Annotated in this window: 12 protein-coding genes; all 12 read left to right on the forward strand. The window is 43.4% G+C overall.

The genetic code is table 11. The features are described from left to right. Nucleotides 1-18 precede the first annotated feature (18 nt). Nucleotides 19-375: a hypothetical protein gene (locus I4V44_RS10145; RefSeq protein WP_147419738.1), complete on the forward strand. Its 357-nt coding sequence runs from the start codon at nucleotides 19-21 to the stop codon at nucleotides 373-375. A gap of 84 nt (nucleotides 376-459) precedes the next feature. Continuing rightward, the gene (gene hemW / locus I4V44_RS10150) at nucleotides 460-1,602 is read left to right on the forward strand and encodes a radical SAM family heme chaperone HemW (RefSeq protein WP_118566970.1); all 1,143 of its coding nucleotides are present in this window, start codon (nucleotides 460-462) and stop codon (nucleotides 1,600-1,602) included. A gap of 160 nt (nucleotides 1,603-1,762) precedes the next feature. Next, nucleotides 1,763-4,603: an excinuclease ABC subunit UvrA gene (gene uvrA, locus I4V44_RS10155; RefSeq protein WP_022380114.1), complete on the forward strand. Its 2,841-nt coding sequence runs from the start codon at nucleotides 1,763-1,765 to the stop codon at nucleotides 4,601-4,603. Between the two features lie 253 nt (nucleotides 4,604-4,856). Next, nucleotides 4,857-5,846 carry a rod shape-determining protein gene (locus tag I4V44_RS10160; protein ID WP_008706145.1) on the forward strand — a complete coding sequence of 330 codons (990 nt, stop codon included), beginning with the start codon at nucleotides 4,857-4,859 and terminating at the stop codon, nucleotides 5,844-5,846. A 78-nt stretch (nucleotides 5,847-5,924) separates the two neighbouring features. Continuing rightward, complete coding sequence (gene recD2, locus I4V44_RS10165) at nucleotides 5,925-8,189, forward strand: SF1B family DNA helicase RecD2 (protein WP_025578507.1); 2,265 nt, start codon at nucleotides 5,925-5,927, stop codon at nucleotides 8,187-8,189. Between the two features lie 122 nt (nucleotides 8,190-8,311). Next, complete coding sequence (locus I4V44_RS10170; protein WP_118670134.1) at nucleotides 8,312-9,016, forward strand: ComF family protein; 705 nt, start codon at nucleotides 8,312-8,314, stop codon at nucleotides 9,014-9,016. Nucleotides 9,017-9,159: 143 nt separating this feature from the next. Then, nucleotides 9,160-9,594: a hypothetical protein gene (locus I4V44_RS10175; protein WP_008706141.1), complete on the forward strand. Its 435-nt coding sequence runs from the start codon at nucleotides 9,160-9,162 to the stop codon at nucleotides 9,592-9,594. After that, nucleotides 9,591-10,688, forward strand: a complete 1,098-nt coding sequence (locus tag I4V44_RS10180; RefSeq protein ID WP_118587389.1) for a hypothetical protein — start codon at nucleotides 9,591-9,593, stop codon at nucleotides 10,686-10,688. Before I4V44_RS10175 ends, I4V44_RS10180 begins: the two co-directional genes overlap by 4 nt. 170 nt (nucleotides 10,689-10,858) lie before the next feature. Further along, nucleotides 10,859-11,749: a diadenylate cyclase CdaA gene (gene cdaA / locus I4V44_RS10185; protein WP_008706138.1), complete on the forward strand. Its 891-nt coding sequence runs from the start codon at nucleotides 10,859-10,861 to the stop codon at nucleotides 11,747-11,749. After that, nucleotides 11,724-13,046 carry a CdaR family protein gene (locus I4V44_RS10190; RefSeq protein ID WP_196002677.1) on the forward strand — a complete coding sequence of 441 codons (1,323 nt, stop codon included), beginning with the start codon at nucleotides 11,724-11,726 and terminating at the stop codon, nucleotides 13,044-13,046. The genes cdaA and I4V44_RS10190 overlap by 26 nt, the downstream gene beginning before the upstream one ends. Nucleotides 13,047-13,098: 52 nt before the next feature. After that, a complete protein-coding gene (locus I4V44_RS10195) occupies nucleotides 13,099-13,362 on the forward strand; it encodes an HPr family phosphocarrier protein (RefSeq protein ID WP_008706135.1) in 264 nt (87 codons plus the stop codon). A gap of 70 nt (nucleotides 13,363-13,432) precedes the next feature. Beyond that, entirely contained in the window at nucleotides 13,433-16,033 is a 2,601-nt protein-coding gene (locus I4V44_RS10200; RefSeq protein WP_243100819.1) for a L,D-transpeptidase family protein, read from the forward strand. Nucleotides 16,034-16,081: the final 48 nt, after the last annotated feature.

Raw genomic sequence — 16,081 nt, forward strand, 5'->3', positions numbered from 1 at the left:
CAACAGAAGGTTAAGATATTGAAGAAAATGATTAAGCGAAAAACAGTTATACTATGTATGTTATTGCTTGGAATTTCTGTCTCCGGATGTGGGAAAACCAGGGAGGCAGATGAAACGTCCTCCAAAGTGATCCAGATCAGTGTTGCACCGGAAGAGACAAGTCCCACTCCGGCACCGGATCAGGTAGATTCCGCAGCAGTTACCACCAATGGTAATCTGACAATGGTAAATACGTATCTGGCAGAGCAGGATGCAGCAGGTATCTCATCTGCGGAAAGTTCAGACAGCCAAAGTGATGCCGGCAGTACAGATAACAGTGTCGGCTCATCAGATAACAATGAGCAGGACAGCAGTACATCAGATACTGAGGAATAGGGGCAGAATGTTACTGCTTTAAGGTAAAGCAGAGGTGGCAATTTATAGATTGCAACAATTTGAAACTAACAGGAGCAGATTAAAATGGAGAGAAGGAATATCACAGATTCTCCCATGGAAATCTATGTCCACATTCCATTTTGCATAAAAAAATGTGATTACTGTGATTTCCTTTCCGGTCCGTCAGGTCCAAAGGAGCAGGCTGATTATGTAGATGCTCTGCTTGAAGAAATCAATGCAGCAGAAGAAGGAAAAGGAAGGAGTGTATCCTCTGTATTTATTGGAGGGGGCACTCCTTCTGTTTTGGATGAGAGATTCATAGGAGAAATTTTAAATCATATAAGACGAAAATTTCAGATTGCGGATCATGCTGAGATTACCATAGAAGTAAACCCGGGGACTGCAGACAGAAACAAACTGCAGGCATACAGAACATATGGAATCAACCGCCTGAGCATAGGTTTACAGTCGCCGGATGACAGAGAACTGAAGATCCTTGGAAGAATCCACAATTATGAGCAGTTTCTGGAGACTTACAGAAGTGCAAGAGAGGCAGGGTTCGACAATATCAATATTGATCTGATGAGTGCAATCCCGGATCAGACTTATGAAGGATGGATCCACAATCTTCGCACTGTTGCAGGACTGGATCCGGAACATATTTCCGCATACAGCCTGATCATTGAGGAGGGCACACCTTTTGCATCGCGGACGCTGAATTTGCCGGATGAAGATGCGGAGTACAATATGTATGAGGCAACAGCACAGATTCTGAGAGAATATGGCTTTGAGCAGTATGAGATTTCCAATTACGCAAAGAAAGGCAGAGAATGCAGGCATAACGTGGGCTATTGGATCCGACAGGATTATCTGGGGTTTGGCCTGGGAGCTTCCTCTCTTTATGGAAAGGAACGTTTTGCCAATACACAGGATATGAAAAAATATCTGGAAAACAGCAGAACTCCGGAAAAAATAAGAGAAAAAGAGCCGCCCCTCACCAGAGAGGATGAGATGGCGGAGTTCATGTTTCTGGGACTTCGTATGACCAGAGGAATCGCAAAAGCTGAGTTTGAGCGGCAGTTTGGCAGTGAAATAGATGCAATATACGGGGATGTTCTGAGAAAATATAAGTCAATGGGACTGCTTTTGGAAGAAAACGGAAGGATTTTTCTGAGCAGAGAAGGAATCCATGTAAGCAATTCCGTTATGGCGGATTTTTTGCCGTAAACGCCTTGACGAACAAATGTTCCTGTATTATACTGATGCCATGAGGATTGCGGGGCAGCGAAACTGCGCACAATCCATGAATATCATAACATACGAAAAAGGTGTAACTGTCAAGGTAAGAAACAGTTATTATTTATAAATGAGAAACAGGAGGCCCACAATGGCAGCAGATACAACGAAGAAGCACTTTATCAGGATCAGAGGTGCCAATGTTAATAATCTTAAGAATTTAAGTGTGGATATTCCCAGAGACAAGTTTGTGGTATTTACAGGACTGAGTGGCTCCGGTAAATCTTCACTGGCTTTTGATACCATCTATGCAGAGGGACAGCGCCGTTATATGGAATCTCTCTCTTCCTATGCAAGACAGTTCCTGGGACAGATGGAGAAGCCGGATGTGGAGAGCATCGAAGGTCTGCCGCCGGCCATTTCCATTGATCAGAAATCTACCAACCGCAATCCCCGTTCCACAGTAGGAACAGTGACAGAAATCTATGATTATTTCCGACTTCTGTATGCCAGAGTGGGAATCCCTCATTGTCCGAAGTGCGGAAGAGAGATTAAGAAGCAGACAGTTGACCAGATGGTAGACAGTATCATGTCTTTTCCGGAGAGAACGAAGATCCAGCTTCTGGCGCCTGTTGTGCGGGGGCGCAAGGGAACTCATGCAAAGCTTCTGGAGCAGGCAAAGAGAAGTGGATATGTACGTGTGCAGATTGACGGAAACCTGTATGAGCTTTCCGAGGAGATCAGTCTGGACAAGAATATCAAGCATAATATAGAGATTGTGGTAGACCGTCTGATCGTGAAGCCCGGGATTGAGAAAAGACTCTCAGATTCCATTGAGACAGTGCTGGATCTGGCAGAGGGCCTTCTGATGGTAGATACTATGGATGGAAATATTCACAATTTCAGCCAGAGTTTCTCCTGTCCTGACTGTGGTATCAGTGTAGATGAGATCGAACCGAGAAGCTTTTCTTTCAATAATCCTTTTGGTGCCTGCCCGGATTGTCTGGGACTTGGGTATAAAATGGAATTTGATATTGATCTGATGATCCCGGATAGATCTCTGAGTATCCTGGATGGTGCCATTGTGGTCACAGGATGGCAGTCCTGCACAAATGAGGGAAGCTTTTCCAGGGCAATCCTGGATGCTCTTGCCAGAGAATATGATTTCAGCCTGGCAACACCTTTTGAGGAGTATCCGGAGAAGATACAGGACATTCTGATCAACGGAACTAATGGACATTCTGTAAAGGTTTACTATAAAGGGCAGCGCGGAGAGGGCGTTTACGATGTGGCGTTTCCGGGGCTGATCCGAAATGTGGAGCAGCGTTACAGAGAGACAGGCTCTGATGCCATGAAGCAGGAGTATGAATCTTTCATGCGCATTACTCCATGTAAAACCTGTAAAGGTCAGAGACTGAAGAAGGAATCACTGGCTGTGACTGTGGCGGATAAGAATATTTATGAGGTCACCAATCTTTCCATAGAGAAGCTGAAAGCCTTTCTGGCGGATATGCAGCTCTCCGAGCAGCAGCAGCTTATCGGCAGACAGATTCTGAAGGAAATCAGGGCAAGGGTAAGTTTCCTGTCAGATGTAGGACTGGATTATCTTTCATTGGGACGTGCGACAGGAACTCTTTCCGGCGGCGAGGCGCAGAGAATCCGTCTGGCTACCCAGATTGGTTCCGGGCTGGTAGGAGTTGCCTATATTCTGGATGAACCGAGTATCGGACTTCACCAGAGGGATAATGACAGACTTCTTGGTTCTCTGATGAAACTGCGTGATCTTGGAAACAGCCTGATCGTTGTGGAACATGATGAAGATACCATGCGTGCCGCAGACTGTATTGTAGATATAGGTCCCGGTGCAGGGGAGCATGGCGGACAACTGGTTGCCATGGGAACTGCAGAGGATTTGATGAAGAACGAGGATTCCATCACAGGAGCTTATCTGAGCGGAAAATTAAAAATTCCGGTACCTTTGGAGAGACGGAAGCCAACCGGTTTTCTTACTGTCAAGGGGGCGGCAGAGAATAATCTCAAGAATATCGATGTGAAGATACCTCTTGGGATCATGACCTGTATCACAGGAGTTTCGGGCTCAGGTAAGAGCTCTCTGATCAATGAGATTCTTTATAAACGCCTGGCAAGAGATCTGAACCGGGCAAGAGTGATTCCGGGAAAACATAAGGATATTCTGGGAACAGACCAACTGGATAAGGTTATCAATATTGACCAGTCACCTATTGGCCGTACTCCACGTTCCAATCCTGCGACTTATACCGGGGTATTTGACCAGATCAGAGATCTTTTTGCAGCAACAGCAGATGCCAAGGCAAAAGGATATAAGAAAGGACGATTCAGTTTTAATGTAAAGGGCGGAAGATGTGAGGCATGCAGCGGTGACGGTATTATCAAAATTGAGATGCATTTCCTTCCGGACGTATATGTACCATGCGAGGTCTGCAAAGGTAAGAGATATAACAGAGAAACCCTGGAAGTAAAGTATAAGGATAAGAATATTTACGATGTGCTGAATATGACGGTGGAGGAAGCACTGACTTTTTTTGAGAATGTTCCTTCTATTAAAAGAAAGATACAGACTCTTTATGATGTAGGACTTTCCTATATCCGGCTGGGACAGCCGTCCACAGAGCTTTCCGGAGGAGAGGCACAGAGGATCAAGCTTGCCACAGAGCTGAGCAAGCGCAGCACAGGTAAGACTATCTACATTCTGGATGAGCCTACCACAGGTCTGCATTTTGCGGATGTGCATAAGTTGGTGGAGATTCTGAAACGATTATCGGAGGGCGGTAATACAGTAGTTGTGATCGAGCATAATCTGGATGTGATTAAGACCGCAGATTATATCATTGATATCGGACCGGAGGGTGGAGACAAAGGAGGTACCGTAGTTGCTCAGGGAACTCCTGAGGAGGTTGCACAGTCACCGGTTTCCTATACCGGAAAATATGTAAAGAAATATCTGAAATAATCTTGAAATCATATTGCAGGACTTTCTTTTTAAATGGAAGTTGTATATAATAGAAGAGATTATTTATAGCAATTCTCGTAAATAATATATTTTGATCCGGCTTATCAGGATGTGAAGCCCTGTTGGACTGTTTTGATCGCATTATTTTATGGAGTTGTTATAACTAAACCGGATAAGTCCCCGGTAGAGACTGTAAAAAGTAATGATCAGTTGAAGGGGATGAGGAGAACGTAAGAACAGAAAGGGGATTTCCATGCCGACAAGTGATATTGGAATTGACCTGGGAACCAGGAACAGTCTGGCTTATTCTACAGGAAAGGGGCTTGTGCTAAATGAGCCTTCAATCGTAGTTTATGATAAAAATACAGAGAAGATACGTGCGATCGGTGAAGAAGCCCGTCTGATGGAAGGGCGCATTACTTCAGATATGGAGATCATCCGTCCCATCAGACAGGGCGTGATCGTTGATTATACAGTTACAGAGAAGATGTTGAAATACTTTATATCCAGAGCAATAGGAAGAAGAGCTTTCCGCAAGCCCAGGATCAGTATCTGTGTTCCCAGTGGAATTACAGAGATTGAGAAAAAGGCAGTGGAGGAAGCAACCTATCAGGCTGGTGCCAGAGATGTCTATATGGTGGAGGAACCTATAGCTGCGGCAATCGGAGCCGGTGTGGATGTGACCAAGCCCTTTGGAAATCTGGTCGTAGACATTGGAGCCGGAACTTCGGATGTTGCGGTTATCTCTCTTGCGGGGGTTGTGGTTTCCGCTTCTGTGAAAGTTGCAGGGGACACTTTTAATCAGGCTATACTGAACTATGTGAGAAAGAATCATGGACTTTTTATCGGAGAAGATATGGCAGAGAAGATCAAAATTCAGATTGGTACGGCTATAGAGGAATCAAATCCGAGAACAATGGAAGTAAAGGGGAGAAATGTGATCACCGGTCTGCCGAAGACAGTGACACTTACCTCAGAAGAAATACGTGTGGCGTTAAAGGATGCTACAAGTCAGATTGTGGAGACTGTTCATGGAATTCTGGAAAAGACACCGCCGGAACTGGCTGCGGATATTGTAGACAGAGGAATCGTACTTACAGGCGGCGGTGCCCTTCTTCATGGGATGGATACACTGATTGAGCAGAGAACCGGAGTAAGTACACTGACTGTGCAGGATGCAATGAGCGTGGTCGCAGTGGGAACCGGTAAGTATGCAGAGGTAATGGCACGTTTTGACGGATAAAGCAGGAGGTACTGCACAGTGCAGTGCCTTTTTGCGTTGTCAGAGGCTCAAAGAAGCAGGAGGTGTGGAGAAAAGCACATGAGTGAAACTGTCACAGGATACATAGATCATGTTATTTTCAGAAATGAAGATAACGGATATACAGTTATGGTACTGAAAGGTACAAAAAAAGAGGAAGAGCTGACCTGCGTGGGAAGTTTCCCTGCGATCACACAGGGGGCATCTATTGAAGCAACCGGAGTATATATCCATCATCCGGTATATGGCAAACAGTTTCAAATCAGTTCTTTTACAGAGAAGATGCCGGAGGATACATATGGAATAGAACGTTATCTGGGTTCGGGCGCCATCAGGGGAATCGGTGCTGCACTGGCTGCCAGGATCGTGCGGAAGTTTGGAGATGACACACTCCGTATCGTAGAAGAAGAGCCGGAGCGGCTTGCAGAGGTAAAGGGGATCAGTGAGAAAAAAGCCCGGGAGATCGCTGCGCAGGTAAGTGAGAAGGCAGAGATGCGAAAAGTAATGATTTTTCTGCAGAAATATGGGATTTCCCTGAACCTGGGCGCAAAGATTTATCAGAAATATAAGGAATCTGTCTATACGATCCTTCAGGAGAATCCTTACAGACTTGCGGAAGATATTTCCGGTGTGGGATTTAAGATTGCTGATGAGATTGCTGCCAGAGTCGGTATTCACGCAGACTCAGATTACAGAATCCGCAGCGGAATGCTGTATACTCTTCTGCAGGCTTCGGGAGAAGGACATACTTATCTTCCGAGGGAACAGTTATTTACAAGATGTGCCAGACTTCTGGGAGTGGATGAATCCTATATGGAGAAACATCTTATGGATATGGTTATTGACAGGAAGCTGGTGCTGAAAGAAAAAAGCGGAGAAACTATCGTTTATCCGGCACAGTATTATTATCTGGAACTGAACACTGCCAGGATGCTTAATGAACTGAATATTGTGTGTCCTGAGGATAAAGAGCTTGTCAGGCACAGAATCGAGCTGATCGAGAAAGAGACAGGAACTGTTCTGGATGAAATGCAGAAGAAAGCAATCACTGAAGCAGCGGATCATGGACTCTTTATTCTTACAGGAGGCCCCGGTACAGGTAAAACGACAACGATCAATGCGATCATCCGCTTTTTTGAAGGAGAAGGTGCAGAGATTCGGCTGGCTGCACCTACCGGACGTGCTGCAAAGAGAATGACAGAGACTACCGGATATGAGGCGCAGACAATTCACCGTCTGCTGGAACTGAATGGAATGCCGGAAGAAGAGAGGGACGGGCATTCAGCTAAATTCGAGAGGAATGCGCAGAATCCGCTGGAGGCAGATGTGATCATTATTGATGAAATGTCTATGGTGGATATCCATCTGATGCATTCTCTTCTTCTTGCAGTGGTAGCAGGAACCAGACTGATCCTTGTGGGGGATGAGAATCAGCTTCCGAGTGTAGGCCCGGGCAATGTGCTGAGAGATATTATCCGAAGCAGATGTTTCCCTGTAGTGGAACTGACTAAGATATTCAGACAGGCATCAGAGAGTGATATTGTTGTAAATGCTCATAAGATAAATAAGGGAGAACAGGTTCAGATCAATAATAAGAGCAGGGATTTCTTTTTTCTGAAGAGATATGATGCAGATATCATTATAAGAGTAGTGATCGCGCTGATCCAGGAGAAACTGCCGCGCTATGTAGATGCCAAACCCTTTGAGATACAGGTACTGACACCTATGAGAAAGGGACTTCTGGGAGTAGAGCGGCTGAATCAGATCCTGCAGAGATACCTGAATCCGCCGGAAGACGGGAAATCCGAGAGGGCGGTTGGAGACCGGCTGTTCCGCACAGGGGACAAGGTCATGCAGATCAGAAATAATTATCAGATGGAATGGGAAATCCGGGGACGATATGGGGTTGTCATTGAGAAAGGCGTGGGAGTATTTAACGGAGACACCGGAATCCTCAGGGAAATCAATGAATTTGCTGAGACAGCAGAAGTGGAATTTGAGGATGGACGTTTTGCAATGTACTCGTTCAAACAGCTGGAGGAACTGGAACTTGCATATGCTATTACAATCCACAAGTCTCAGGGATCTGAGTATCCGGCAGTCATACTTCCATTGCTTTCCGGACCACAGATGCTTTTAAACAGGAACCTTCTTTATACCGCAGTTACCAGAGCAAGAAAATGTGTGACGGTTGTGGGAAACGAGGAGACCTTTGCAGAGATGATACGCAATGAAAAACAGCAGAAGAGATACAGTGCACTGGATGAACGGATCAGAGAACTGAGTGAGACTACAGGGGATAATAATACAGATGGTGAAGAATGATATTGCAGACTGTGATCTGATGACTGAATAATAACAGAGAAAAAATTTATTCCGATAATATGAGAAAAACAGAAATACAGAGGATAGCAAAACAAAGAGTAAAATAGTGGAAGGAAATGGAAATGAAACGGTTTCTGAACATAGTTGCTGATATTTTTTACCCGAGATGCTGTCCGGTCTGTCAGAAAATACTGGCAGATCAGCGAAGGATGATCTGTCCGGAATGCGAGAAAAAACTTCGTCCGATTGGTCATCCCAGATGTTATAAATGTGGAAAACCCATAGAAACAGGGGAATACTGCAGAGACTGTCAGAAACACAGGCATATGTATGAACAGGGAAGAGGTATTTTTGTTTATGATGGCATAATGAGAAGATCTGTTACCAGATATAAGTACTATGGATGCAGAGAATACGGTGATTTTTATGCCAGAGCAATGTATCGATATGCACAGAAAGAATTGCGGGAATGGAAGCCGGATCTGATCGTGCCGGTTCCGGTACACAGGTCGAAAGAGCGGCAGAGAGGTTTTAATCAGGCTGCATATCTGGCGGAGAAACTCGGTCATTATACCGGGATTTCCACAGATGTCAATATTGTGCAGAAAGTTTTAAAGACAAAGTCGCAGAAAAAACTGAATGCTTTGCAGAGAAGAAAAAACCTGGAAAAAGCGTTCTGCGTGACCGGGGATGTCAGGGGAAAGAATATCCTGGTGATAGATGATGTGTATACAACAGGAAGTACGATCGATGCAATGGCCGGATGCCTGAAGAGAAAAGGTGCCGGAAATGTTTATTTTCTTACGGTTTGCATAGGCAGGAGATAAGAAAAAACACTTTTCATACATAATGATATATGTTACAATTAATCTGTATGATTATATGAATGATATCAGGTTGTTGCTGAGAACAGAGTGAACAGTAATAGCGGATTATAGCAAAAGGAAAAGCATACAGTAAGGAGTAATTTATGTTAAATGAAGAGAAGATAAAAATCATGAATAAACTTGCCATGTATGAACAGGGTGAAGGAAAGAAATATCTTCCGGTCAGCAGGTACTACCGTAGTGATTATATCGGACTTGCCATGATTAAGAATTTTTTCCTTGTTACGATTGGGTATTGCCTGATTCTGGCCGGTATCGCAGCATATTTTGCTGAATATCTGATAGATAATGTTCATAAGATGAACCTTGTTTCACTGGGCGTGGAAGTTATTCTGGGGTATGTGGCAGTGCTGGTACTGTTTTCTGTCCTGACATATATCCAATATACGGTGAAATACCATAAAGCAAAGAAAAGTGTGAAAAATTATTATGAAGAACTTACACAATTAAGTAAAATCTACGGTCGCGAAGATAAAAAATCTTCAGCCAGAGGAGTTACAGGAGGATATAAAAAATGACAGCATTACTCGAATTAAAACAGCGAATAAAGAATTTATACAGCCAGTATGAGATTTATATCCTGCCTGTCTTACGTTTCGTTCTGGCAATGGTTTATTTCATATGGATCAATACCAATATGGGATATATGAAGCAGATCGATAATATATTTATTGTTCTGATCCTTGCACTGATCTGTTCCATTCTTCCTTCAGGTGTAATGATTTTTGTAGGATTTGCCCTGATGGTCGCACATGGTTATGCACTGGGGATAGAAGTTGCAGGTTTTATGCTTGTGCTGATCCTGTTTATGTCAATTCTCTTCCTGAGATTCAGTTCAGACAATAATTTAGTACTTGTATTTACACCGCTTTCCTTTGGGTTCAGTGTTCCGACGCTTCTTCCTATCGGAAGCGGACTTTTGTGCAATGCGTTTTCTGCACTTCCTGCAGGCTGCGGAGTGATTATTTACTATTTTATCCGTTTTATACGTGTACAGCATAAACTTCTGGAAAACCCGGATGTTGCCATAGCTGACAAATTAAAACTTCTGACAGATGGAATCGTGCAGAACTGGGGAATGTGGATCACAGTGATTGCCTTTATCGCAGTGATTCTGCTGGTGAATCTGATACGTACCCGCTCTTTTGACTATGCATGGAGAATTGCCATTATTGCAGGTGGAGTTGTGTATGTTCTGATGATTATTGCAGGTGGATTTTATTTTAGACTGGATATTGATGTTGTTACGCTGATCATTTATACAGTGATCTCTGTGGTGATAGGATTACTTCTTGAATTCTTTGTATTTGGTGGTGACTATACCCGTACCGAGAGACTGGAATATGAGGATGATGAATATTATTATTATGTAAAAGCAGTGCCGAAAGCCTGTGTCACAACATCTGAAAGAAGTATAAAGAAGATTAACGGAAGTTCCGCAAAGGATGAAAGACCGGCACAGGATAACGTTGTTTCTTATGCGAATCCTATTTTTCATGGTGATGAGAAAGCAGTGACGACAGATGAGGCTGCAGCACCTGTAGAGAGAAAGAAAGATATTGACAGCGTGGATTTTGAGAAGAAACTGGAAGAATCATTAAAAAATCTGTAAAAAGCAGTTTCCGGTAACGATGAGACATACGAGCCAAAATTCCATTGCCGCAGGCAATCTGGAATGAATTTTGGCTACGTTACTGTGAACGGAGTGAACAGTAACACAAAATCCACTGAAAACATTTTCAACGATAAGGTATATAAAAATGATAAGGAAAGGAGAGCCATATGCAGGATTTTTCAGGAAATTTGATAGAAACATTATCAAGACTGGCATTTCCTAAGATTGGGATTATAGATATCATACAGATTGCACTGATCGCTTTTTTTGTATATCAGTTCATGGTATGGATCAAATATACTCATGCATATACACTTCTGAAAGGAATACTGGTCGTTCTCCTCTTCATTCTGATCGCGTATATTTTCAGGATGAATACGATTCTGTGGATTTTTTCAAATCTGGCAAGTACACTGATTGTAGGTGTGATCGTTATTTTTCAGCCGGAGCTCAGAAAAGTTCTGGAACAGCTTGGACAAAAGCGGATCATGGCTTCACTGATACCTTTTGATGCAGGTAAAGAGGTGAAGGAAAGATTTACGGATAAAACCATCAGTGAGCTGGTCAAAGCATGTTTTGATATGGGAGAAGTTAAGACCGGAGCACTGATCGTAATTGAGCAGAATGAGCTGCTGACCGATTATATAAGAACAGGTATTAATCTGGATGCAATCCTTACCAGTCAGCTTCTGATCAATATATTTGAACATAACACACCACTTCATGACGGAGCTGTTATTGTAAGAGAGAACAGGATTGTGGCTGCAACATGCTATCTTCCACTGTCTGATAATATGGAACTGAGCAAACAGCTTGGAACGCGGCACAGGGCAGGTGTGGGGATCAGTGAGCAGACAGATTCTGTTACGATCATTGTATCAGAGGAAACCGGTCAGGTATCTGTAGCGCAGGGAGGAAAGCTGACCAGAGGTGTAAACAGTGCAAAACTCAGAGAAATCCTGGTCAGAGCGCAGAATAAGCAGGTTGTAGACAACAGCAAACTTCGCCATTTACTGAAAGGAAGAGTGAAGCATGAAGAAGCGAAAAATAACAGATAATATACCTCTGAAAATCATGTCTGTCGCAATAGCTGTTGTGCTATGGCTGATCGTTGTAAATATAGATAATCCGACAGGAACCAATTACTATACGCTCAATGATGTGGAACTGATCAACAAGGAATATGTGGAATCTTCAGATACCATCGGTAAGATGTGTATGCCGGAACAGAACCAGGATTCCATAAAAGTTGCGATCACTGCAACCAAGAAGATCAGAGACAAGATCAAAGTCACAGACATCTCTGCGGTAGCTGATCTTCAGCAGGCGGTAAGCCTGAATACAAATCCGGTTATGGTTCCTATTACCGTTACCTGTTCTGTACCGGGGGTATCTCCCAGTGATATCAAAGTTACTCCTCAGAATCTCAGTGTAAATCTTGATGAAAAAGAGACACAGGAGTTTGTGGTAAATGTCAGCAGAGGTGATACGAAACCGGGCAAAGATTATGAAGTAGGAAGTCTGACTGCCAGTCCGGAGAAAGTAAGGATTACAGGCCCGAAGACGCTGATCAATAAAATAGATAAGGTAAATGCTTCCATTGAACTGGATGGGAATACAGAGGATTTTACACAGGATGTAAACCTTACGATCATTGATAAGAATCAGGAGGTACTTACCGATTCTGAAATGAATTCATTGCGGATTGAGAATAATGCAAAAGTAACAGTGACTGCAAAATTATGGAAAATCCGTCAGGGAGTGCAGATATCTGCAGATTATGTAGGGACACCGGCTGAAGGATATCAGGTTGGGGCTGTGAGAACAGTGCCGGATACGATCAGTGTAGCAGGCAGTGCAGAAGGTCTTGAAAGTCTTGCGGATAATAATAATGTGATCACTATACCGGAAGACAGTATTGATATTTCCGGTGAATCCGAAGATGTGGAGAAAAAAATCAGTCTTACGAATCTTCTGCCGGATAATGTGAAACTTACCAGTGACTCCAGTGAAGATGTATGGGTAACTGTAAGTATTCTTCCGGCCGGAAGCAGAGAGTTTGAATTTCCGACTAAGAATATAGAGGTTAAGAATAAACCGAAAGATCTGCAGGTAACATTTGAGACTGCACAGATAGAAGTGCGGATCAAATCAGATAACAAAGATCTGGATGATCTGAATAATGACAAAGACATTAAGGCATCTATAGATCTGGATGGCAAAAAAGAAGGAAGTTATGAAGTCCCGGTTGAGATAGTCTTACCGGATGGTTATGAGACAGTGGAAGATGTGACTACGGAAGTAGTGATTTCATCAGGGACTGCTGTTGATGACAGTAAGGAAAACAAGGAATAAAAGAATTCTCCACTTACAGAAGGGGTAGTAACAATATAAGAGGAACAGTGAAATGGTCAGTAAAAAAGTGACAGTTAAAAATCCCACAGGTCTTCATCTGAGACCTGCGGGGATTTTGTGCAATGAGGCAATGAAATACCAGTCACAGATAACATTTGTCTACGATGGGGGCATGGCAAATGCAAAGAGTGTACTGAGTGTACTTGGTGCATGCGTAAAATGCGGAAATGAGATAGAACTTACCTGTGAAGGTGTTGATGAACAGGAAGCCCTGGATCATCTTGTTACTGCTATTGATAGCGGCCTTGGCGAGTAGAAAGCTGCTGTGCACAAACAGAGTGAACAGTAACCATAAAGTAACATGAATAAAAGAGGAGGAACTTATTGTGAAAAGAAGATTAGTTGCGGTTACATTGAGTCTTATTATGACAATGGCAACTGTCAGTGAAGCAGGTGCTGCTGCATTTACTTCACCTGATACAGCTCCGGCTGTTGCCACACAGACAGATGCAGAAGAAGTAAATGTTACAGAAGAAACTTCTGAAACAGGAACTTCTGAAACAGAAGCAGACGCTTTTTCAGATGGAGATGATGGGACAGCAGTACCATCACAGGAACAGACAGACGACGCATTTACAGCGGGAACGGATACGGCTGCTGCATTGCCGGACGAGACGCCGTCAACAGCAGATGCTACGGATGCCGTTGGAGCCACTGTAGTGAAAGCTGAGGACTGGGTAAGCACAGAGAATGGCTTTAAACTGCGCAAACCTGCAAAAAATCAGGATACAGCGAATACAGATGATCAGAAAGCAGCAACAGCAGCACTACCCGATGAGGAGATGCCGTCTGAGACTGACGGATTCTCAGGAGATCAGACAGAATCATCTGAAACAGCAGTGGCTGAAACAGATACAACAGCTGTGACAGCAGAGGTTACAGCAATGGAAACACCAGCAGCAACGGATACAGTGTCTGTAACAAATGAAGAATTTTATACAGCGGCAGACGGAATTGTAAAAATCAGCACAGAGTATAAAGGGGAAACCCATACAGGATATTATCTGTTTGATGAAGAGGGAATCCTTGTAACCGGACAGGCTGAGGTAAAAGAAAAATCTTCAGCTGATGAAGAACCGACATCAGATGCAGCTCAGTCAGCAGGAGAAGATGCCGCAGGGGAAGAAACAGAAGCCCAGGCAAATCAGTCCTATTTTACAACTGCAGATGAGGCTGTTGTTTATACCGGATGTGAAGGAGAAGCGATAACTCCATATACATCTACAGTAGGCCAGCAGGAGAAGAGTGTATGGAAATGGACAGGAACATATTTCCAGTACTACGATGAGAATGGTAATCTGGAGACAATTGCACAGCTTGAAGCGAAAGCAAAAGCAGCAGGTACATATACCGGATATTTCAAGATCAATGAGGATTATTACTGCCTTGATCCTGAAGGTAAGCCACAGACAGGAGAGATCACCCTCACAGTTAACGGCGAATCAAACCTGTATTATTTTGATCCTGCAAGCAGCGACATTCCCGGAAAAATGTTCCACAATGGATGGCTTCGTTCAGATACCACTAAGGGAGAGCGCTGGCTGTATTTTAAAAAGGGAAATGTTCCGGCAGACATCGGTAAATATTATAAGCGTGGCGTAGTTGCCACAGCTATCCCGGAGAAAGGAACCGGAGCTTACTTGCTGGATGCCAATGGATATGTTCTGAAATCAGTGATGAAGAAGGCTCAGAATGGTGCATATTACTGTACCGACAGTAACGGCCAGATTTATAGAAATAAACTTGTAAAATACGGCAATTTCAGATATTATTTTGGTTCAAACGGAAAGCGGGCAACCTGGACAAAGAGATGGGCAAAAGCAGGTGACCATTACTATTATTTTGGAAGTACTCCGGGTCGTGTTGTTGAGAAACATGGCTGGCAGAAACTTGTCAGCACCAGTGGCAAATTCCTTGGCTGGCTGTATTTTGATTCCAAAGGAAATCATTATACGGATAAGTGGACTTCCGCAGGTTATTATTTTAAGCCATCAGGAAAGCTTGCAAGCGGTTTGACAGAAATCGATGGAAAGAAATATATATTTGAATCATCTACATCCGCAGAACACAAAGGTAAAGTATATAAGAGCACAATGGTGCGCTATAAAAAGAAATGGTATATCGCATCCTCTAAGGGAAGTCTGTATAAGAGTGGATGGAGAAAATACAGCGGCAATTACTATTATCTTAAAGAATGTGTGGTTCAGACAAATCAGTTTATGAAAAAGAATGGAGTAAACGGTTATCTGGATGCAAACGGTAAATATACAAGAGGATGGGTAATTGTAAGTAATGCTAAAAATCTGGTGAGATATATTGATCCGTCAGGAAACGGATTTGCAAGAAATAAGAGTATGAGAGTTAATGGAATTCTGTATTACTTTGACAGTAACGGATACCGTATCACTGATCTGACAAACAGATACAGAGGACCGTATTCTGTTCAGGTGGACAGAGTAAACGGAGTTATGACTGTTTATGCTGATTCAGCCAGAACAATTCCTGTTAAGACGATCAGAGTATCTGTAGGTTTAGCGGGAACACCAACTCCGACCGGTAACTTTACACTGAGCAGAAGCCTGAGGTGGCAGCCTCTTATGGGACCATCCTGGGGACAGTATGGAACCCATGTAGACCGTGCCGGACAGGGAGGAATCTTTGTTCATTCTGTAGCCTGCGGCCAGGCAAACTCATATAATCTTCCGGCAGTAGAGTACAATAAGCTTGGATCTCCCGCATCACATGGATGTATCAGAACCTGTGTGGCAGATGCGAAGTGGGTTTATGAGAACTGTAATGGCGCACCGATCAGTATTATTGATGGTAAATATAAAGCAGATGATGCAATGAAAGGACCTCTTGGAAAGAAAGCACTGACTCCGTTAAGAGGAGCTGCTAATTTTGATCCTACAGATCCGGCTGTCTGATCCGGATATTTCTGCCAGGATAAATAAACATAATTGCTTATAGAAACG

The sequence above is a fragment of the Blautia sp. 1001283B150304_161114_C9 genome (assembly GCF_015668165.1).
In the GTDB taxonomy this organism is placed as follows: domain Bacteria; phylum Bacillota; class Clostridia; order Lachnospirales; family Lachnospiraceae; genus Blautia_A; species Blautia_A wexlerae.